Below are 18,285 nucleotides of genomic sequence, written 5' to 3'. Positions count from 1 at the left end.
ACGCCCCGGCACGGGCTGCGCGGCCGGGTGGCGTTCGCTTCTCGGCCGGGTCGTTAGGCTCTGCGGTTGTGATCAGCGAGGACACCACCGCCGTACGCCCGCCCGTGCTGCGCCCGGGTGACACGGTGCTGCTGGTGTCGCCGTCCGGGCCGACCTCGCCGGAGCGGGTGGCCCGGGGCATGGAGCTGCTCACCGGCTGGGGCCTGCGCCCGGTGCCGGCGCCGAACGCGTACGCCCGCCACGGCTACCTGGCCGGCGCCGACGACCTGCGCGCCGCCGACCTGAACGCCGCCTTCGCCGACCCTGAGGTGCGCGGGGTGATCTGCACCCGGGGCGGCTACGGCGCCCAACGGATCGTGGACGCCATCGACATGGCCGCCGTCCGCCGTGACCCGAAGGTGGTGGCCGGCTTCTCGGACATCACCGCGTTGCAGTTCGCACTGTGGCGGGGCGCCCGCCTGGCCGGGGTGCACGGCCCCGGGGCGGCCTGGCGCGACGAGCGGACGCCGCTGCGCTCCGCCGAGTCCCTGCACGCGGCGCTGATGACGACCGAACCGGTGTCGATCGCCGCGGTCCCCACCGAGGAGACCTTCGGCGTACGCGTCCCGGGTCGCGCCACCGGCACCCTGCTCGGCGGCAACCTGTGCATGATCGCCGCGTCGATCGGCACTCCGGACCTGCCCGACCTGACCGGTGCGGTGCTGTTGATCGAGGACGTGCAGGAGCCTCCGTACAAGGTCGACCGGATGCTTACCCACCTGCGCCGGGCCGGCGTGCTGGACGGACTGGCCGGGGTGGCGGTCGGGCAGTTCACCGACTGCGGCGACGGCTGGGACACCACCATCGCCGACGTGCTCACCGAACGTCTGGGCGACCTGGGCGTACCGGTCCTGGGCGGCCTCCCCATCGGCCACGGCCCCAACCAGCTCACAGTCCCGGTAGGCACAACCGCCACCCTGGACACCACCACCGCCACCCTCGCCGCAACCCCCGCAGTCCACTAACCCCTCCCTCCCCGTCCCCTCCCCTCCCCCAGGCACCGTTGATCATGAAGTTGTTGTCACTCGCCACGGCTTGGGGTCAAGGGGTGAGTGCAATTGTTAGGCGGCGATGAGGTGGTCCAGGCGTTCGGCTGGGGTTGCCCAGTCGAGCGTCTGGCGGGGGCGGGTGTTTAGTTCGTGGGCGACTTTGTCGAGGCCGTTCTGGTCGATGCTGCGGAAGTCGTAGCTGCCTTTGGGGAAGTACTGGCGCAGTAGGCCGTTGGTGTTCTCATTGCTGCCGCGTTGCCAGGGGCTGTGGGGGTCGCAGAAGTAGACCGGGCAGCCGGTGGCGACGGTGAAGACCGCGTGAGCGGCCATCTCGCTGCCTTGGTCCCAGGTCAGTGAGCGGCGCAGATGTGCGGGCATCCGGGCGGCGAGGTCGGTGAGTACGCCGATGACGGCTTCGGTGTCTCGACCCTGAGGCAACGCGCCGAGCATCACGTAGCGGGTGGCTCGTTCCACCAGCGTCACGATCGCTGAACGGCCGGCCTTGCCGATGACCAGGTCGCCTTCCCAGTGACCCGGCACGGCCCGGTCCGCGGCCTCGGCGGGCCGGTTGCTGATGTGCAGGTCCCCGATCCACGGGCGACGACCCCGATCCGCTGCCGCCATCCGCGACTGGGAACGCCGATCAGCGCGTCCCGAGCGCAGGGCGACCTGCCGCGTCAACTCCTCGCGCAGGCTGCCCCGCGACTGCACATAGATCGCCTGATAAATCGTCTCGTGCGACACCCACAACTCCGGCCGGTCAGCGAACGTGGCCCGCAACCACACGGCGATCTGCTTCGGAGACCACCTACGCGCCAGTTTCCCCCGCACCACCTGCCGCAGCCGCGTCCCGGGACCCAACTTCGACGCCCTCGAGCGCCGACGCGCCATATCCGCACGCCGCTGCGCCCACTGCGCCTGATACCCCCACCGATACGGCGCCCGAGCCCGCCCAAACGGCAACGAACGCCCGAGCGGATTCTTCGTCCCATGCCGGGCACTGTGATACCGGGCCACCTCCCGCGACACCGTGCCCACCGACACCCCGAGCACCCCCGCGATCTGCGAAATCGTCCACCCAGACCCCCACAGATGCTCCAACACCTGCCGATGCCCGAACGTCACCACACCCGGCCTCGCCACCAGTACCCCCAGTCCAACCCAAGATCAGTTGCACTGAAGCCTAGAAACCACCCGGCGTGTCGCGGCAATAACTTCATGATCGTCGCGGGTCAGAGGGGGGTGGGCCCAGGTGGTTGGTGGGGTCAGGTGGGCTACTGCGCCGATTTCCAGGGCCGCCCAGATGCCGGTGGGGGTACGGGTGATGCCGTGCGGTTCGGCGTTGGGGGTGAGCAGGGCGTGGCCCTCGATCCGCCCGGTGGGGTCGAGGTGGCCGATCCGGTTGGCACCCCACTCGGTGAACCACGCGCCGCCGTCCGGGTCGGCCACGATCGCGTGCGGGCGGGCCGCCCGGTCCGGCAGCGGGAACTCGACGATCTCGCCATCCGGGTCGATCCGACCGAGCTGACCGGCGGCGATCTCCACGAACCAGATGACGCCGTCAACGCCCAGGGTGATGCCGACCGGGCCTGCCTTCGCTGTGGGTAACGGATAGAGCGTCACCCGGCCGTCGAGGTCGATCCGGCCGATCGCGTTCGCCTGGTTGAGGGTGAACCAGAGAGCCTGGTCCGCGCCAGCAGTGATCATCGAGGCGAATCCGCCGCTCACCGGCAGCGGAAACGCGCTGTGGGTGCCGTCGGTCTCCACCCGGCCGATCGTGTCGGAGGTCATCCCGGCGTACCAGAGCGCGCCATCAGGTCCAGCCGCGATGCCGCCCGGCCCGGTGCCGCCCGGCAGCGCGATGGTGCGCTGCTCGCCGTCGACGGTGATCCGACCGATCCGGTCGTCCCCGGAGCGGGTGAACCAGAGCGCCCCGTCCGGCCCCGCCGTGATGATCAACGGGCGACCGCCGGCCGGATCCAGCGGGTAGGTCCGGACCTCGCCGTCGGGCGACAGCCGGGCGATGCCGCCGGCATGGGCCAACGTCAGCCAGAGCGCGCCGTCCGGGCCGGGCGTGATGCCGTACGGCCCCGCGTCCGGCTCGACGAGTGGAATCTCCCGAATCTCGACGGTCATTCCGCGGTGTCCTTCCGTCGGTGGATCGTCCACCCTGACCGCTCGGCCAGCGACGACACAACCCGATTTCGCCCAGCGGCGGCCGCGATTGTCAGCTCGCTGACAGGGTCGCCACGGCTTCCGCCCAGACTGCCCGGTCACTGTCGGTCACGACAGCGCAGGATGACCGAACCTCTGGAGGACAGCATGTCCCGCACCATCCGTAGGAAGCACCTGCTGGCCGGCCTGGCCACCGCCGGCGTCCTCGGCGTCGGGATCGCGGCCCCGACGATCGCGTTCGCCGCCGACACTCCCACGCCGACACCGACCGCCAGCACCGACCAGGCTCCGGGCACGGCTCCGGGCGCGAAGGCCGACCGGCAGGGCGAGTTCGCCGAGGCGCTCGCCAAGGAGCTGGGCGTGCCCACCGACAAGGTGACCGCCGCACTGGAAAAGGTCCGCGAGCAGCACCGACCGGCCGACCGGCCGCAGCGCCCGTCCGCCGAAGACCGGCAGGCCGCGCTCAAGCAGCGCCTGGACCAGGCGGTCAAGGACGGCAAGCTCACCCAGGAGCAGGCCGACGCCATCACCAAGGCCGTCGAGGCCGGCGTCTTCCCCGGCCCGGGCGGCCACCGTGGCCCGGGCGGCCACCACGGCGCAGGTACGCCCGGCAAGTAGTCCGACGGGCCCGGCCCCGGCAGGCCCCCGGCCGGCCGGGGCCGACCTCGGCAGGCCCGGGGCGGTCCGGGCCGGTCTCGGTACGCCCCCCCCGGCCGGCGTCCGGGCCGGTCTCGGTACGCCCGGCCGGCGTCCGGGCCGGTCTCGGTACGCCCTGGCCGGTCCGGGCCGGTCTTGGTACGCCCCGGCCGGGCCGGTCTTGGTACGCCCGGGCCGGGCCGGGCCGTCTCGGTTAGACCGGCCGGACCTGTTCCGTCCTGTCGAGCCGTGCCGCGGTCGCGGCTTGATCGACTCGGTTTCCTTGAAGTTGCGGTGCCCAAGCGCGCCGGACACCGCGTCATCATGAAAGCCGAGTCGATCATCCGCCGGTGCGTGCGGCCAGGCTGGCTCGGCCGTCACACCCGCTCGGGGTGACTGCCCCCCCAGCCAGCCCGGCCCAAAGCCAGGCCGACCCAAGGTCAGGCCGACCCCACGGTCACGCCCACCCCAAAGCCACGCCCACCCCAAAGCCAGGCCCACCCCCAAGGTCAGGCCCACCCCCAAGGTCAGGCCCACCCCTGAGTCAGGCCAGCCGGGCATCAGCGCGGCCCTAAAGGGGTCAGGGCTGCGGGGGCGGGGGCGTGAACACGCCCAGGTGGTTGCCGGCCGGGTCGAGTAGGTGGGCCAACGTGAGACCGCTCGGTGCCGTACGCGCTGGCACCAGCACCCGGCCGCCGGCCGCTTCGGCCTGCCGGCAGGTCTCTGCCACGTCGGCGACTTCGGCGTAGAACACCGCGTAGTTCGGCGACGTCCCGTCGGTCGCCCGGATCGCTCCGGCGATGCCGGTGTCGCCACCGGCCCCGGTCACGCGGTAGGACCCGCCGTCGGTCGAGCCCTGCTCCTCGAAGGTCCAGCCGAACAGCTCTCCGTAGAACCGCTCCGCGTCCTCGGGACGGTCGGTGCCGATCTCGAACCAGGTGATGGGCGTCGTGGACCTGGACATCTACTGCCTCCAGAATTTTCGTGCCGGCCGTTCGGCCGTCGTCTGAAGCAGTTTCGGGGCCGTTGGCGACAGCGTCCTGTCGGTGTTTCCGGATCACCCGGCGGGATTTCGCACGACGATGCACGCCCGGCCGGCCGCGCCGCCGACGGGTTTCAGACCAGGCTCAGCGGGCGGACCCGTTCGTGCGGGATGTCGAGGTCGGTCAGGCGTAGTTCCCGGAGCACCACGTCGGGCAGCGCCCAGACGCTCCGGATCCGGTCGGTACGGAAGCAGCGCAGCTCGTCGCGCAGACGGCACCAGGCGACCAGGTACCAGTGTCGGGCGTTGCCGAGGTAGCCGAGCGGTTCGACGTCACGGGTCGAGTCGGCGCCGGCGCGGTCGGCGTACCGGATGCGCAGCACGCGCCGCGCGGAGACCGCGTCGGCGACGGTGGCCGGGACGGGCGTCGCCGGCCCGTCGCCGATCAGGTGCACCCGACCGGCGAGGCGGTGCGCCTCGGCGGCGTCGGCGGCCGGCAGCACCGCCACCAGCTTGCGCAGCGCGGTGGCGGCCGGCCCGGCGAACGGCGAGCCGGCGAGCCGGTGCAGCGCCACGGCCATCGCCACCGCCTCGGCTGGCGTCAGGTTGACCGGCGGCAGGGTGCGGGCGCGGTCCAGGACGTAGCCGCCGGTGCGCCCGGGCTCGGCCCAGATCGGCACCCCGGCCTCCTGCAACGCGCCGAGGTCCCGTTCGATGGTTCGACTGCTCACCTCGAAGCGCGCGGCCAGCCAGCGGGCGCTGCGGGGCCGTGGTGACACCGCCCGCAGCTCCTCGACCAGCGCATAGAGGCGATCCGTGCGGTTCATACCCGGCACGCTACGGCCGAGGTACGACGCCCCGCGCCGACCGCCCACAGACGCGAGCGCCCCGACCGGCCGCAGGCGATCGGCCGAAGACGACGGCCCGCAGACGCACGCCCGCAGACGACCGGACCGCAGGCGGACCGCCTGCACGGCGGCGCGGAGAGCTGCCGTCAGGCGATGCAGGCGCAGACGATCAGCGCGGCCCCGAAGTGGGTGGCGGCGCTGACCCGGGCGGCCGGGTGCGGGTCGGGCGAGCAGATCACCTCGCCGAGCTTGCCGGGGGTGAGCAGGTCCAGCACCACGAAGGCCAACGCCATGATCGCCAACCCGACCAGTCCGAAGACCACTGTGGAGGCGATCCCCTTGCCGAAGTCGCTGTAGCTGGTCAGGATCGCGGTGAAGACGATCCCGGCGATGCCGAGCTGGTTGGCGGCGAGCAGCAACCCCGCGTTGGCGTTGCGTTCGACCCAGATCAGGTCTCGCAGCCGGCCCGGGGTGAGCAGGTCGACGAGCCCGAAGCCGGCGGCCATGAGGCCGACGCCGACGATCCCGAACACGACGCTCTGCCAGGCCCCGCTGAACAGATCCTCCAGCACCGACTTGCCTCCCGACTCTCCGCCCGGAGGGGTACCGGCGCGGTGATCGAGACGATAGCGGCAGCGCGCAACGGCGTCAGCCCCTGCGTCTACAGCGCCAGGTAGCGCTGCCGCTCGTACGGGGTGACCTCGCGGCGGTACTGCTCCCACTCGGCCCGCTTGTTGCGCAGGAAGAAGTCGAAGACGTGCTCGCCGAGCACCTCGGCGACCAGTTCGGAGCCGGCCATCACGTCGATCGCCTCGGCGAGGTTCTCCGGAAGCGCCTCGTAGCCCATGGCGCGCCGCTCCGCGCTGGTCAGCGACCAGACGTCATCCTCGGCGCCGGGCGGCAGCTCGTACCCCTCCTCAATGCCCTTCAGGCCGGCACCGAGCAGCACCGCGAAGGCGAGGTACGGGTTGGCCGCCGAGTCCAGCGAGCGGACCTCGACCCGGGCCGAGTTGGGCTTGCCGTACGCGGGCACCCGGACCAGCGCGGACCGGTTGAGGTGACCCCAGCAGACGTACGCCGGGCTCTCGGTGATCCGGTCCGGCAGGTGCTGCGGGAAGAGCCGCTTGTACGAGTTGACCCACTGGTTGGTGACCGCCGTGTACTCCCGGGCGTGCACCAACAGACCGGCGATGAAGGACTTCGCCACCTTGGACAGCTTCATCGGGTCGCCGCTGTCGTGGAAGGCGTTGCGCTCCCCCTCGAACAGCGACAGGTGGGTGTGCATCCCGCTGCCCGGCTGGTCGGTGAACGGCTTCGGCATGAAGCTGGCCTGCACACCGGTGGAGAGCGCGACCTCCTTGACCACGTGCCGGAAGGTCATGATGTTGTCGGCGGTGGTCAGCGCGTCGGCGTAGCGCAGGTCGATCTCCTGCTGGCCGGGGGCGACCTCGTGGTGGCTGAACTCCACCGAGATGCCGATCCGTTCCAGTGCGAGCACGCCCTGACGGCGGAAGTCCCGGGCCACGGCGTGGGTGGTGTGCTCGAAGTAGCCGCCGGTGTCGACCGGGATGGGCACCGAGCCGTCCTGGGGACCATTCTCCAGCAGGAAGAACTCGATCTCGGGGTGGGTGTAGAAGGTGAAGCCCTTCTCGGCTGCCCTGGACAGCGCGCGGCGCAGCACGTGCCGGGGGTCGGCCCAGGACGGGCCGCCGTCGGGCAGCAGGATGTCGCAGAACATCCGGGCGCTCTCGCCGCTGACTCCACCCTCGAAGGGGAAGACCTGGAAGGTGGTCGGGTCGGGCATGGCCACCATGTCCGATTCGAAGACCCGGGCGAAGCCCTCGATCGCCGAGCCGTCGAAGCCGATGCCCTCCTCGAAGGCCGCCTCGAGCTCGGCGGGTGCCACCGAAACGCTCTTGAGCGTGCCCAGAACGTCGGTGAACCACAGCCGGACGAACCGGATGTCCCGCTCTTCCAGCGTGCGGAGGACGAACTCCTGCTGACGGTCCACTTCCCCAACCCCTCGCGACACTCTTTGTCCGCCTTGGCCGGGCTGTACCCGACCTGATCGCCCAGTGTTCCCGGGCCTGGTTACGCAGACGTTACGCGAACTGCCGCCGGCCGTCCCCTCATGTCCCGCCCGGCGAGCGCGGGCCCCCGCCGTGCCGTCGCGTCCGCCGCCACGACGGCCGAGCTCACGCCGCCGGGCCTCGCGGGCGCCCGTCGCGGCAGGTGGCGGCAATCTCGCCCGAGGGTACGGATTGTCGCGCGGGGGCTGAGGCAAGATGAAGGCATGCCCACCCTGCGTCTCGCCCTGTCCCAGGTCAACCCGAGCGTCGGCGACCTCGCCGGTAACGCCGACCTGGTCCGCAGTTGGACTCGCCAGGCCGCCGATGCCGGTGCCCAGCTGGTGCTCTTCCCGGAGATGATGCTGACCGGCTACCCGGTCGAGGACCTCGTCTTCCGGCGCTCCTTCGTCGCCGCGTCCCGGGCCGCCGTGGAGCGGCTGGCCGCCGACCTGGCCGCCGACGGTCTCGGCGAGTTGCCGGTCGTGGTCGGCTACCTGGACGCCGACGGCCCACCTCAGGTCAGCGGGGACGCCGAGCCGGGCCGGGGTGCCCGCAACGCCGCCGCGCTGCTGCACCGGGGCGTCGTGGCCGCCCGCTACTTCAAGCACCACCTGCCCAACTACGGGGTCTTCGACGAGGACCGGTACTTCGTCTCCGGTGACGCGCTGACGGTGGTGCGGATCGGCGGCGTGGACGTCGCGCTGACGATCTGCGAGGACCTGTGGCAGGCCGGCGGTCCGTTCGCCGCCGCCCGCAGGGCGGGCGTCGGCCTGGCCGTCAACATCAACGGCTCGCCGTACGAGCTGAACAAGGACGACATCCGGCTGCCGCTGGTCCGCCGCCGGGCCGCCGAGGCGGGTGCCGCCATCGCGTACGTCAACATGACCGGCGGCCAGGACGAGCTGGTCTTCGAGGGCGACTCAATGATCGTGAGCGCCGACGGTGAGCTGCTGACCCGGGCCCCGCAGTTCGTCGAGCACCTGCTCGTGCACGACATCGAGTTGCCGGCCGCCGCCACCCCGCCGACCACCGAGACGCTGGCCGACGGGATGCGGATCGTGCACAGCACGCTGGACGGCGTTCCGCCCGGACCGTCCGGCCCGGCCGCCACCGGTGGTCTGATCGAGCCGGTGGCCGACGAGGCCGAGGTGTGGCAGGCGCTGGTGCTGGGTCTGCGCGACTACGTCAACAAGAACCGGTTCCCGTCGGTGGTGCTCGGTCTGTCCGGCGGTATCGACTCGGCGGTGGTGGCCGCGCTCGCGGTCGACGCGCTCGGGCCGGACCGGGTGGTCGGGGTGTCGCTGCCCAGCCAGCACTCCTCGGAGCACTCCCGGGAGGACGCCGCCGACCTGGCCAAGCGCACCGGCCTGGACTATCGCGTCGAGCCGATCCAGCCGATGGTCGACGGCTTCCTGGCCAACCTGTCGCTGTCCGGCGTTGCCGTGGAGAACCTGCAGGCCCGGGTCCGTGGCGTGATCCTGATGGCGCTGTCGAACCAGGAGGGCCACCTGGTGCTGACCACCGGCAACAAGAGTGAGCTGGCGGTCGGCTACTCCACCCTGTACGGCGACTCGGTGGGCGGTTTCAACCCGGTCAAGGACGTCTGGAAGACGCTGATCTGGCGGCTCGCGAAGTGGCGCAACAGGGACGCGGCGCGGCGCGGTGAGACCGCCCCGATCCCGGAGAACTCGATCGGCAAGCCGCCGAGCGCCGAGCTGAGCCCGGGCCAGCTCGACAGCGACAGCCTGCCCGACTACGACGTCCTGGACCCGATCCTGATCGGCTACGTCGACGGCGACCTCGGCCGCGACGGGCTGGTCGAGTCGGGTCACGACCCGGCGATCGTGGACAAGGTGCTGCGGCTGGTGGATACCGCCGAGTACAAGCGACGGCAGTCGGCGCCGGGCACGAAGATCTCCATGAAGGCGTTCGGCCGGGACCGCCGTCTGCCGATCACCAGTCGGTGGCGCGAGCACGGCTGAGCCGTACCCCTGGGGGTGCCGGGTCGGTGACACGGCCCGGCGCCGCCGCGCGGTGCCCTCGCGGCGCGGTCCTCCGGTGGCCGCGTGGGCGGCTCCGCGCTGGTGGAGTGACATCTTGCACTGGGCCCTGCCGTCAGCCCGTCTCGCGGTGCGACGATCGCGACGGAACCCGGGGACCGCGCAGGCGGCCTCGAGGAAGGGAGACAGAGATGGTGGAGTCCACTCCGCACGAGGTGACCGCGTTGTACGGCGGCCCGGCCACCCGACGGGTCCGCACCCGCGACCTGATGGCCGCCAAGGAGCGCGGCGAGCGCTGGCCGATGCTCACCTCGTACGACCAGTACACGGCGTCGATCTTCGACCAGGCCGGTGTGCCGGTGCTGCTGGTCGGCGACTCGGCCGCGAACAACGTGTTCGGCTACGAGACCACCCTGCCGATCACCGCCGACGAGCTGCTTCCGCTGGTCCGGGCCGTGGTGCGGGCGACCCGGCAGGCGCTGATCGTCGGTGACCTGCCGTTCGGCTCGTACGAGGAGGGCCCGGCCCAGGCGCTGCGCACCGCCGTCCGGTTCATGAAGGAGGGTGGCTGTCACGCGGTGAAGTTGGAGGGTGGCCGCCGTAACGCGGCGCAGATCGCCGCGATCGTCGGCGCCGGCATTCCGGTGATGGCGCACATCGGCTTCACCCCGCAGAGCGAGCACACCCTGGGCGGCTACCGCGTGCAGGGTCGCGGCGACACCGCCGACGAGGTGCTGGCCGACGCGCGGGCGGTGGCGGAGTCGGGCGCGTTCGCCGTGGTGTTGGAGATGGTGCCCGGCGAGGTGGCCAAGCGGATCACCCACGAGCTGCCGATTCCCACGGTGGGCATCGGCGCGGGCCCGGACACCGACGCGCAGGTGCTGGTCTGGCAGGACATGGCCGGCCTGCGGACCGGCAAGGCGCCACGTTTCGTCAAGCGCTACGCGGATCTGGCCGGCGCTCTCACCGACGCCACCCGCCGTTTTGCCGACGAGGTCCGCGACGGCGAATTCCCCGCCGCCGAACACACCTTCTAGCAGTGACGAGGGTCGGGGTGCCCCCACGCCGGGGACACCCCGATGCCGGCGGCCCGGTCAGAGGTCGGTGACGCGGATGCCCGCGTGCGCCTTGTAGCGCTTGTTGATGGCGATCAGGTTGGCGGTGAACGCCTCGATCTGGTGGGCGTTGCGCAACCGGCCGGCGTAGATGCCCCGCATGCCGGGAATCCGGGCGGCGAGCGCGCCGACGATGTCGACCAGCTCGCGGTCCTCGGTGCAGATCAGCACGTCCAGGTCGATCCGGTCGACCTCGGGGTCGGCCAGCAGTGGAGCGCTGACGTGGTTGAACGCGGCGCAGACCCGGGAGTCGGGCAGCAGCGCGGCGGCCTGCTGCACGGCGCTGCCCTCGGCGACGGTCAGCGCGTACGGGCCCTGCTTGTCGAAGCCGAGCGGGTTGACGCAGTCGACGACGATCCGGCCGGCGAGCGGCTCGGCGAGGGCGGCGACGGTGGCGGCGTGCCCGTCCCACGGCACCGCGATGATCACCACGTCGCTGCGTCGGGCCACGTCGTCGTTGGCCGCGCCGGTGACGCTGCCGCCGGCCGGCACCCCGGGCAGGGCGGCGATCTCGGCCGCGGACTCGGCGGCCCGCTCAGCCGACCGGGATCCGATCAGCACCGTCTGGCCGGCCCGCGCGAACCGGTAGGCGAGGCCCCGCCCCTGGTCGCCGGTGCCGCCGATGATGCCGACCGTCAGCCCGGACACGTCGGGCAGCGTGCTCGCGTCGTATGCCATGGCCTCATCCTCGCAAACCGCTCGGTCCGTCAGCAGCGCCGAGCGCTGTGAGAATCCCCGCTGCGGTGAGCGACAGCGCCTGCGAGGACCGAGCCAAGGCGGGCGACCGCGCCCACGGGCGAGAACAGGGCCAGGGCCGGCGGCCCGGTCAGGCCAGCTCGAACAGGACGGTACGGGCCGCCGGGTCGGCGGTGACCAGGCGGACCCGGACCCGTTCGCCGAGCGGCAGTTGACCGAGGCAGCGGGCGCGTACGGGTGGGGCGTCCAGCGCGACGGTGCCACCGGGCGGCCGGGGTCGGGACTTGCCGTTGGGCGGTGCGTCGACGTCGAGGACTGCCGCGTCGAAGGTCTCGCCCACCCGGTGCTCCAGGACCGCCGCCTCGGCCAACTCGACGGCGCCACGAGCGGCCGCCGAGGCGACCCGGTCGGTGCTCGCCATCACCTCGGGCAACCGGGGCAACGCGGCGCGGGCCCAGTCGGGCACCGGCTGGCCCGCGTGCAGGGCCAGGCAGACCTCGGTGGCGTACCGGTCGGCCAGCCGCCGCAACGGCGCCGTCACGTGGGCGTACGCGGCCGCCACGCCACCATGTTCCGGCTGCTCCGGCAGCTCCCCGTCGAAGGCGGTGTACGCGGCACCGCGCATCAGCTCGGCGGCCTGGTCGATGAACGCGGCGGCGCGCGGCTGGGCGGCGTCCAGACCGGCGATGACCTGCCCGGGGCCCACGTCGTCCGGCCAGTGCACGCCCAGCGGCGCGGCGGCGGCCCGCAGTCGCTGCACCGCCTCCGGCTTGGGCGCCGGCATCGTCCGCAGCAGGCCCACCCGGCCGGCCAGCATGATGTCGGCGGCGGCCATTCCGGTCAGCAGGGAGATCTGCGCGTTGTGCTCTTCCATCGGCGCCGGCGCGCGCAGCACCAGCCGCCAGCCCTCACCGTCGGGCTCCAGATCCTGCTCGGGCAGCGGAAGGTTGATGGCGCCGCGCCGCAACCCACGCGCGGTCAGCCGGTCGCCGATCTCCGGCAGCAGCGCGATCGGGTCGGGTAGCCGCCCGGCCTCGGCTGCGGCCTGCACCCCGGTGTAGTCGAGCTTGGCGCGGCTGCGGACCAGGGCGCGTTCCAGCTCGACGGCCACGGTGGCGCCGTCGGCGTCCAGGTCGATGGTCCAGACCACAGCGGCCCGGTCGTCGTCGGGCAGCAGGCTGGCGGCACCCTCGCTGAGGCTGTGCGGGTGCAGCGGCACGTTCCCGTCGGGCAGGTAGATGGTCTGCCCCCGCCGCCACGTCTCCGCCTCCAACGCCCCACCGGGGCTGACGTGCGCGGCGACGTCGGCGATCGCGTACCGCACCCGGTAGCCCCCACCCGGGCGGCGGCTGAGGTGCATCGCCTGGTCCAGGTCCCGCGAGCTGGCGGGGTCGACAGTGACGAACGGTATGTCGGTGCTGTCGACGGGCGGCTGCGGCGGTGCCGCAGCCGCCTCGTCGGCTTCACGCTGGGCGTCGGCCGGAAACTCCTCGGGCAGGCCGAGCTCGCGGCGCAACGCGCCGAAGTCGATGCGGGGCGCGAGTACGCGTCGGATGACCACGGGTCAATCCTGACAGCGCCACGGGTGATCCGCTTCCGGTGACCGGCCGGAAATCCGACCGGCGAGGGGGTGGTCCGCGCTCAGCCGGTCGCCTTGCGGGCGGCGCTGCGGGCCCCCCTGGGGGCGGTGGCTCGGGCGGCGACCGGGCGGGCCGGAGACGTGCGGGCGGTCACCTTGCGGGCCGGCGCCTTGGCCGCGACGGTCTTCTTCGCCGGGGCCTTCTTCGCCGCCGCCTTGCGGGCGGTGGTCGACGAGGTACCCGTCACCTTCGCGGCCGGGGCCTTCTTGGCCGGAGCCTTGCGCGCGCCGCCGCTGGGGCGGGTCGACGCGGTCTTCTTCGCCGCGGCCGTCTTCTTTGTCGCTGTCTTCTTGGCGGCGGACGCCTTGGTCGCCACCTTCCGCGCCGGGGCCTTCGCCGCGGTGGTGGTCTTGCGCGCCGAGGCCTTGGCGGCGGTGGTGGTCTTGCGCGCCGGGGCCTTCGCCGCGGTGGTGGTCTTCTTCGCCGCCGACGCGGTGGTCTTCTTCGCCGCGCTCACCGTCTTCTTCGTCGTACCGGTGGTCTTCTTCGCGGTTGTGGTGGTGGTCTTGCGCGCGGTCGACGCCGGCGCCCGCTTGGCGGCGGTGGTCGTCTTGCGGGTGGTGGTCGAGGCCTTCGCGGGGGCCTTCTTGGCCGCGGCGGTGGTCTTGGTCGTGGCCTTCTTCGCGGGGGCCTTCGTGGCTGCCGTGGTGGTCTTCCGGGCCGGGGCGCGGCCCGCCCCGCCGGCGGCCTTGCGGGCCGGTGCCTTCGCGGCAGCCGCGGTGGACTTGCGCACGGGGGTGGTCCGGCTCGCCGCCGTGTTCCGCTCCGCCGCGGCGGTCTTCTTCGCGGTGGTGCGTCGGGCGGCCGGGCGCTTGGTGGCCTGCTGTGCTTCGGCCATCGTGGTTCCCTCCTCGGGGGACGTGCTCTCGCGTGCGTCCTCGCGGAGCACGAAATACCTCGGCGCGAGCCGTCCCGCGCCGCCTATCTGTCCTCCCCGGCCCAACGAGCGTCCTCGGCATCCCACGCCTCGTTGCGCTCCTGCACTCGTTGCAGGGCGTTCTCCGCGTCGGCCGCCGAGTCGTACGGGCCGAGAACGTGCTTCGCCGGACACACGTTGGCGTCCGTCTCGACCCGGTGATGCCGGGTGCACCAGTAGAACTGCCCACCACGTTCGCTGTCGCTCATGGGAATCACTGTGCACCGCGAACCGGCCGGCCGCCACCGGATCGCACAAGTCGCCGACGATCTCCACAGTAGATATGCATTGCGTTCGTCGGGCCGAAATGGCGAAACGCGTGGGACTGGAACTCCAGAAGATGCGCAGGTGAGCCTCGCTGCAGGGCACATCTATGATTGCCGAATGACGACACCGGACTACATCGTGGGGTTGCGCAAGCACGTCGGCCACGACCTGCTCTGGCTGCCGAGCGTCAGCGCGGTGGTCCGCAACGACGCCGGTGAGCTGCTGCTCGGCCAGCGCTCCGACGATGGGCGCTGGTCGGTCATCAGTGGTTTCGTCGAGCCGGGCGAGCAGCCGGCCACCGCACTGGTCCGCGAGGTGCGCGAGGAGACGGGCCTGGACGTCGCCCCGGTGCGAATGTCCAGCGCCGTGTCGCACCCGCACACGTACCCGAATGGCGACCGCTGCGAATACCTGAACCTGGGGTTCCTGTGCCGGCTGGTGGCCGGCACCGCCCGGGTCAACGACGACGAGTCGCTGGCCGTGCGGTGGTTCCCGCTGGACCGGCTGCCCGAGCTGGACAAGCACGCCCTGCTGGTCATCGCGTACGCGCTGCGCGAGAACCAGCTGGCCGGTTACCTGGAGCCGGGTACGACGTGGGACGACGTGCCCGACTGAGCTGCACTGTCAGACCGGCGACGGCGTCCCCGCGAGGACGACAGGTGCGGTCGGCTCCGGGCGGGCCGCCCGGATGGCGTAGGCCAGCGTGTAGGGCGTGCACGCCAGGTAGAGCATGGGTTCCACAAGCACCTGATCGTTGATGAGGAACATCTCCCACGGGGTGGGCCGGGGCAGGCCGAAGTTCCAGTCGGTCCAGCAGACGAGCAGCCACAGCGGCGCGGAGATCCGGTCGACTGTGTCGGCCGGCATCCCGTCGACGGAGAGGCCGCCGGTGCCACCGGGAATGGTGTCGACCACGAGGAGGATCACGGCGAGGTCAGCGGCGACGAGCGCGCCGAGGACGCCCACCCACCAGGCCGCGCGGACGCGGTCTCGGGCGGAGAGGCTCGCCGCGGCCCAGAGGACCAGCGTCAGGCTGGCCAACCAGAACAACACTCCGGGTACGGCGCGGGCCAGGCTGTCGGCGTCGGTGAGGTACAGGACCAGGGTGACGGCTACGCCGACGGGGAGCACCAGGCCGAGCGCGATGCGCAACGGGCCGTCGAGCGCGTTGTGCCGCGCCCAACGCGCCGCGAACACCGCCAGGAGCACCGCGAACCCAGCCGTGAGCGTCGACCAGAGCGGCAGTTGCATACGCGTCGACCAGCTCACCCACATGCTCAGCGAGTTGTAGACGAGATTCATGGCCACCGCGCTAGCGACCAGGATCGCGATGCAGGCGATTGGGGACAGCAGCAGGGCGACGGCGGTACGGCGGGCCCGCCGATGCAGCAGACTGCGGTCGACGAGCGGGGCGCCGGCCCGGCTGACGGCCAGACTCACGGCGAAGCTGACTACCTTCGTCCGGTGACCGCTCTCAGCGAGCACGTGCAGCTCGGCTGCCCACTCGCGGCGCAGGTCGTCGCGGACGTCGGCCGGCCAGCGACGCGCGGCCAACCGCAGCGCAAGATCGGCGATCCGGCGGGTCACCATGCCCGCGCTCCGGTGGGCTCGGTGCCGCTGGGCATCCGCATCAGGTCCAGCCCGTAGCGCTGCGCGTCTGCGCCAGAGTGACAGGCGCGACGGGGGCCGACCGGGCTGCCCGGATGGTGTATGCGAGCGCGTACGGCATGCAGGCCAGGTAGAACATCGGCTCCACCGCCACCCGGTTGGTGATCAGGAAGATCTCCCAGTCGATCGGCCGGGGCAGGCCGAAGTTCCAGTCCGTCCAGCAGGCGAAGAGCCACAGCGGCGCGGAGATCGGGTCGACGCGCTCCCGTGCGTCGATCGTCGGCCCAGCGCCGAATCCGGCCGGGTACGTGTCGACGACGACGAGGATCACCGCAAGGTCCGCGGCGACGAGTGCGCCGAGGACGCCCACCCACCAGGCGGCGCGGAGGCGACCCCGGGAGGCGAGGCTCGCCGCGGCCCAGAGCGCGAGGGTCAGGCCGGCCAACCAGAGCAGGAGACCGGGTACGGCGCCGGCCAGGCCCTCAGCGTCGATGAACCACGTGAGCAGGATGACGGCCGCACCGACCGGAAGCACCACGCCGAGCGCGATGCGCAGCGGGCCGTCGAGTGCGGTGTGCCGGCCCCAGCGCGCGGCGAACACCGCCAGCGGGACCGCCAGCCCGACGGTGAGCGCCATCCAGATCGGCTTCTGCGCCCACTCCGACAATCTCTCGGCCCATACGTGCTCGATCGGGTTGAGGGCGAAAGCGCCGCCGAGCACAATCCCGACGCAGGCGAACGGGGACAACAGCAACGCGGCGGCGGTGCGGCCGACCCGACCGCGCATCAGGCGGCGGTCGACGATCGGGGCGCCGGTGCGGCTGACGGCCAGGCTCACTGCGAAGCCCAGCATCCTCGTCCGGTGACCGCTCTCGGCCAGCACGTGCAGCTCGGCGGCCCACTCACGGCGCAGGTCGTCGCGAACCTCGGTCGGCCAGCGGCGCGCGGCCAACTCCAACAGCAGCTCGGTGGCCCGGCGGGTCACCACGCGGGCGCCCCGGTGGGCTCGGTGCCGCCCCACGAGCGACGGCCGTCGGGGATCGCGGCTCGCAGGTCGGCGAGCGCCTGGCGGGCCTGCGCCACCCCGACGGCGGTCAGTCGGTAGTAGCGGCGGGCCGGCCGCCCGGCCGCGACGGGATCGATCGCCTCCCAGTCGGCGGCCAACCAGCCGGCCCCCTGCAACCGGTGCAGCACCGGGTAGAGGGTGCCGCTGGGCAGGCCTGTCAACCGCATCAGGTCGAGCCCGTAGCGCTGCTCGTCGGGCTCGGCGAGCAGCGCCGCGAGCACCTTCGCGACCGGAATCGTCATCCGCATCCGGCCACTGTATCGGAACTCTACATAGGGGTGGGTACCCGTTCGACGGGAATCCACAGCTCGGCGTCCGCCTGGGTGCCGTCCGCCGACACCCGGACCCGGGAGATCTCCGGTCCCCCTCGGCTGCGGTACGGATTGGACGGAAACCACTGGGTGAACACGTCACGCCACAGGTACTGCACCGCCTGCGGAAACGCGCCGGAGGTGGTGAACACCGCCCACGACCCGGCCCGCACCGGCAGCGCGTCCAGGTCCTCCGGCGGCGCGACGCTGGTCACCACCCCGTGCCAGTAGTCCAGCTCGGTGCCCTCCTGCCGGCTGTCGGCGAGGTTGTCGCTGACGTTGACGATCCCCTTCGGCTCCTGATCGGAGAGCGCCTCGATCCGCTCGGTCGTCTCCTTGTCGATGCTCCGGATGAACGCGACGATCGCCGGGTTCATCCCCTCGTGCACCAGCGGGACCCGGGCCTTGCGCCCCACCAGCGCGAACGCGTCCTTGTCGACGATCCGGTACTCCATGCTGCCGCTCCCTTCGACTGTGAGTCGGAAGGACATCCGGGGCTGGGCGCGCAACGCTGCCCCCGTACGCCGGGCTTCTCCGGGGCCCACGCCGTGCACGGCGAGGAACGCCCGGGCGAACGCCTCCGCCGAGCCGTAGCCGTGGTGCATCGCGACGTCGAGCAACGTCCGCTCCCCCGCCAGCACGTCCGCACCGGCGACGGTGAGCCGACGCCGACGGATGTACTCCGACAGCGGCATCCCGGCCAGTGCGGAGAACAGCCGCCGGAAGTGGTACTCCGACGTCAGCGCGATCCGCGCCAGCTCGGCCACCTCGATCTTCTGGTCGAGGTGACGCTCGATGTACGCCATGGCCTCGTTGAGCCGATCCAGCACCCGGGCCTCCTTCCCTTTCGAGCACTGACGCTAGGTCGCGAGGTAGGTCGCCCACCCGACATCCGATGCCCGCATCGGTCGGGTGCTGCCGCACCGAT

The 18,285-nt window shown here is 72.1% G+C and carries 19 protein-coding genes and 1 pseudogene; 5 read left to right on the top strand and 15 right to left on the bottom strand.

Going from position 1 to position 18,285, the window contains the following annotated elements; genetic code table 11:
* Positions 1-68 precede the first annotated feature (68 nt).
* Positions 69-1,004, top strand: coding sequence for an LD-carboxypeptidase (locus ABZS40_RS07260; protein ID WP_354942474.1), 936 nt, complete (start codon positions 69-71; stop codon positions 1,002-1,004).
* A 96-nt stretch (positions 1,005-1,100) separates the two neighbouring features.
* On the opposite strand, the gene ABZS40_RS07255 is transcribed toward ABZS40_RS07260, so the two are convergent.
* From ABZS40_RS07255 to ABZS40_RS07245, 3 genes and pseudogenes are all read right to left on the bottom strand, one after another.
* Positions 1,101-2,045, bottom strand: coding sequence for an IS30 family transposase (locus ABZS40_RS07255; RefSeq protein WP_354942587.1), 945 nt, complete (start codon positions 2,043-2,045; stop codon positions 1,101-1,103).
* A pseudogene (locus tag ABZS40_RS07250) lies at positions 2,043-2,132 on the bottom strand (helix-turn-helix domain-containing protein); the annotation flags it as partial. The gene ABZS40_RS07255 and the pseudogene ABZS40_RS07250, both read right to left, overlap by 3 nt.
* 63 nt (positions 2,133-2,195) lie before the next feature.
* Positions 2,196-3,164 carry a virginiamycin B lyase gene (locus tag ABZS40_RS07245; protein WP_354942473.1) on the bottom strand — a complete coding sequence of 323 codons (969 nt, stop codon included), beginning with the start codon at positions 3,162-3,164 and terminating at the stop codon, positions 2,196-2,198.
* Positions 3,165-3,350: 186 nt separating this feature from the next.
* Here ABZS40_RS07245 and ABZS40_RS07240 point away from each other — a divergent pair, with 186 nt between their 5' ends.
* A complete protein-coding gene (locus ABZS40_RS07240; protein ID WP_354942586.1) occupies positions 3,351-3,821 on the top strand; it encodes a hypothetical protein in 471 nt (156 codons plus the stop codon).
* Positions 3,822-4,419: 598 nt separating this feature from the next.
* On the opposite strand, the gene ABZS40_RS07235 is transcribed toward ABZS40_RS07240, so the two are convergent.
* The 4 genes from ABZS40_RS07235 to glnA form a co-directional block, all read right to left on the bottom strand.
* Positions 4,420-4,803: a VOC family protein gene (locus tag ABZS40_RS07235; protein ID WP_354942472.1), complete on the bottom strand. Its 384-nt coding sequence runs from the start codon at positions 4,801-4,803 to the stop codon at positions 4,420-4,422.
* A gap of 152 nt (positions 4,804-4,955) precedes the next feature.
* A complete protein-coding gene (locus tag ABZS40_RS07230; protein ID WP_354942471.1) occupies positions 4,956-5,648 on the bottom strand; it encodes a YafY family protein in 693 nt (230 codons plus the stop codon).
* A gap of 167 nt (positions 5,649-5,815) precedes the next feature.
* Positions 5,816-6,241, bottom strand: coding sequence for a DUF350 domain-containing protein (locus ABZS40_RS07225; RefSeq protein ID WP_354942470.1), 426 nt, complete (start codon positions 6,239-6,241; stop codon positions 5,816-5,818).
* A gap of 89 nt (positions 6,242-6,330) precedes the next feature.
* Positions 6,331-7,680, bottom strand: coding sequence for a type I glutamate--ammonia ligase (gene glnA / locus ABZS40_RS07220; protein ID WP_354942469.1), 1,350 nt, complete (start codon positions 7,678-7,680; stop codon positions 6,331-6,333).
* Positions 7,681-7,962: 282 nt separating this feature from the next.
* Here glnA and ABZS40_RS07215 point away from each other — a divergent pair, with 282 nt between their 5' ends.
* Positions 7,963-9,720 (top strand): NAD+ synthase, encoded by a 1,758-nt coding sequence (locus tag ABZS40_RS07215; RefSeq protein ID WP_354942468.1) that lies wholly within the window; start codon positions 7,963-7,965, stop codon positions 9,718-9,720.
* 209 nt (positions 9,721-9,929) lie between these two features.
* Positions 9,930-10,775: a 3-methyl-2-oxobutanoate hydroxymethyltransferase gene (gene panB, locus ABZS40_RS07210; RefSeq protein ID WP_354942467.1), complete on the top strand. Its 846-nt coding sequence runs from the start codon at positions 9,930-9,932 to the stop codon at positions 10,773-10,775.
* A gap of 57 nt (positions 10,776-10,832) precedes the next feature.
* Here the strand turns inward: panB and npdG are convergent, their stop codons facing one another.
* The 4 genes from npdG to ABZS40_RS07190 all read right to left on the bottom strand — a co-directional run bounded on the left by npdG (position 10,833) and on the right by ABZS40_RS07190 (position 14,314).
* Positions 10,833-11,531: an NADPH-dependent F420 reductase gene (npdG, locus tag ABZS40_RS07205; protein ID WP_354942466.1), complete on the bottom strand. Its 699-nt coding sequence runs from the start codon at positions 11,529-11,531 to the stop codon at positions 10,833-10,835.
* Between the two features lie 148 nt (positions 11,532-11,679).
* The gene (locus ABZS40_RS07200; RefSeq protein WP_354942465.1) at positions 11,680-13,110 is read right to left on the bottom strand and encodes an RNB domain-containing ribonuclease; all 1,431 of its coding nucleotides are present in this window, start codon (positions 13,108-13,110) and stop codon (positions 11,680-11,682) included.
* Between the two features lie 80 nt (positions 13,111-13,190).
* Positions 13,191-14,027 (bottom strand): histone, encoded by an 837-nt coding sequence (locus tag ABZS40_RS07195; RefSeq protein WP_354942464.1) that lies wholly within the window; start codon positions 14,025-14,027, stop codon positions 13,191-13,193.
* An 83-nt stretch (positions 14,028-14,110) separates the two neighbouring features.
* Positions 14,111-14,314: a hypothetical protein gene (locus ABZS40_RS07190; RefSeq protein ID WP_196919025.1), complete on the bottom strand. Its 204-nt coding sequence runs from the start codon at positions 14,312-14,314 to the stop codon at positions 14,111-14,113.
* Positions 14,315-14,489: 175 nt separating this feature from the next.
* On the opposite strand from ABZS40_RS07190, the gene ABZS40_RS07185 reads away from it, so the two are divergent.
* Positions 14,490-14,987, top strand: coding sequence for an NUDIX domain-containing protein (locus ABZS40_RS07185; protein WP_354942463.1), 498 nt, complete (start codon positions 14,490-14,492; stop codon positions 14,985-14,987).
* A gap of 9 nt (positions 14,988-14,996) precedes the next feature.
* On the opposite strand, the gene ABZS40_RS07180 is transcribed toward ABZS40_RS07185, so the two are convergent.
* Genes ABZS40_RS07180 through ABZS40_RS07165 form a run of 4 tightly spaced genes read right to left on the bottom strand, consistent with a single transcriptional unit; the run spans position 14,997 to position 18,187 of the window.
* Positions 14,997-15,962, bottom strand: coding sequence for a hypothetical protein (locus ABZS40_RS07180; protein ID WP_354942462.1), 966 nt, complete (start codon positions 15,960-15,962; stop codon positions 14,997-14,999).
* A gap of 40 nt (positions 15,963-16,002) precedes the next feature.
* Entirely contained in the window at positions 16,003-16,968 is a 966-nt protein-coding gene (locus ABZS40_RS07175) for a hypothetical protein (protein ID WP_354942461.1), read from the bottom strand.
* Positions 16,962-17,294 carry a helix-turn-helix transcriptional regulator gene (locus ABZS40_RS07170; protein WP_354942460.1) on the bottom strand — a complete coding sequence of 111 codons (333 nt, stop codon included), beginning with the start codon at positions 17,292-17,294 and terminating at the stop codon, positions 16,962-16,964. The genes ABZS40_RS07175 and ABZS40_RS07170 overlap by 7 nt, the downstream gene beginning before the upstream one ends.
* 20 nt (positions 17,295-17,314) lie before the next feature.
* Positions 17,315-18,187, bottom strand: a complete 873-nt coding sequence (locus tag ABZS40_RS07165) for an AraC family transcriptional regulator (protein WP_354942459.1) — start codon at positions 18,185-18,187, stop codon at positions 17,315-17,317.
* Positions 18,188-18,285 lie beyond the last annotated feature (98 nt).

Origin of the sequence: Micromonospora sp. NPDC005324, from assembly GCF_040607155.1 — a bacterium.
GTDB lineage: Bacteria > Actinomycetota > Actinomycetes > Mycobacteriales > Micromonosporaceae > Micromonospora > Micromonospora trifolii.
The sequence above is the reverse complement of the archived record's forward strand: the minus strand, read 5'-3'. Positions and strand labels throughout refer to the sequence as shown.

Bases quoted from the DNA above. Each gene is read 5' to 3' on its own strand.
- ABZS40_RS07245 (WP_354942473.1), bottom strand. From the start codon at position 3,164: ATGACCGTCGAGATTCGGGAGATTCCACTCGTCGAGCCGGACGCGGGG.
- ABZS40_RS07240 (WP_354942586.1), top strand. From the start codon at position 3,351: ATGTCCCGCACCATCCGTAGGAAGCACCTGCTGGCCGGCCTGGCCACC.
- ABZS40_RS07235 (WP_354942472.1), bottom strand. From the start codon at position 4,803: ATGTCCAGGTCCACGACGCCCATCACCTGGTTCGAGATCGGCACCGAC.
- ABZS40_RS07230 (WP_354942471.1), bottom strand. From the start codon at position 5,648: ATGAACCGCACGGATCGCCTCTATGCGCTGGTCGAGGAGCTGCGGGCG.
- ABZS40_RS07215 (WP_354942468.1), top strand. From the start codon at position 7,963: ATGCCCACCCTGCGTCTCGCCCTGTCCCAGGTCAACCCGAGCGTCGGC.
- panB (WP_354942467.1), top strand. From the start codon at position 9,930: ATGGTGGAGTCCACTCCGCACGAGGTGACCGCGTTGTACGGCGGCCCG.
- npdG (WP_354942466.1), bottom strand. From the start codon at position 11,531: ATGGCATACGACGCGAGCACGCTGCCCGACGTGTCCGGGCTGACGGTC.
- ABZS40_RS07195 (WP_354942464.1), bottom strand. From the start codon at position 14,027: ATGGCCGAAGCACAGCAGGCCACCAAGCGCCCGGCCGCCCGACGCACC.
- ABZS40_RS07190 (WP_196919025.1), bottom strand. From the start codon at position 14,314: ATGAGCGACAGCGAACGTGGTGGGCAGTTCTACTGGTGCACCCGGCAT.
- ABZS40_RS07185 (WP_354942463.1), top strand. From the start codon at position 14,490: ATGACGACACCGGACTACATCGTGGGGTTGCGCAAGCACGTCGGCCAC.
- ABZS40_RS07180 (WP_354942462.1), bottom strand. From the start codon at position 15,962: ATGGTGACCCGCCGGATCGCCGATCTTGCGCTGCGGTTGGCCGCGCGT.
- ABZS40_RS07170 (WP_354942460.1), bottom strand. From the start codon at position 17,294: ATGCGGATGACGATTCCGGTCGCGAAGGTGCTCGCGGCGCTGCTCGCC.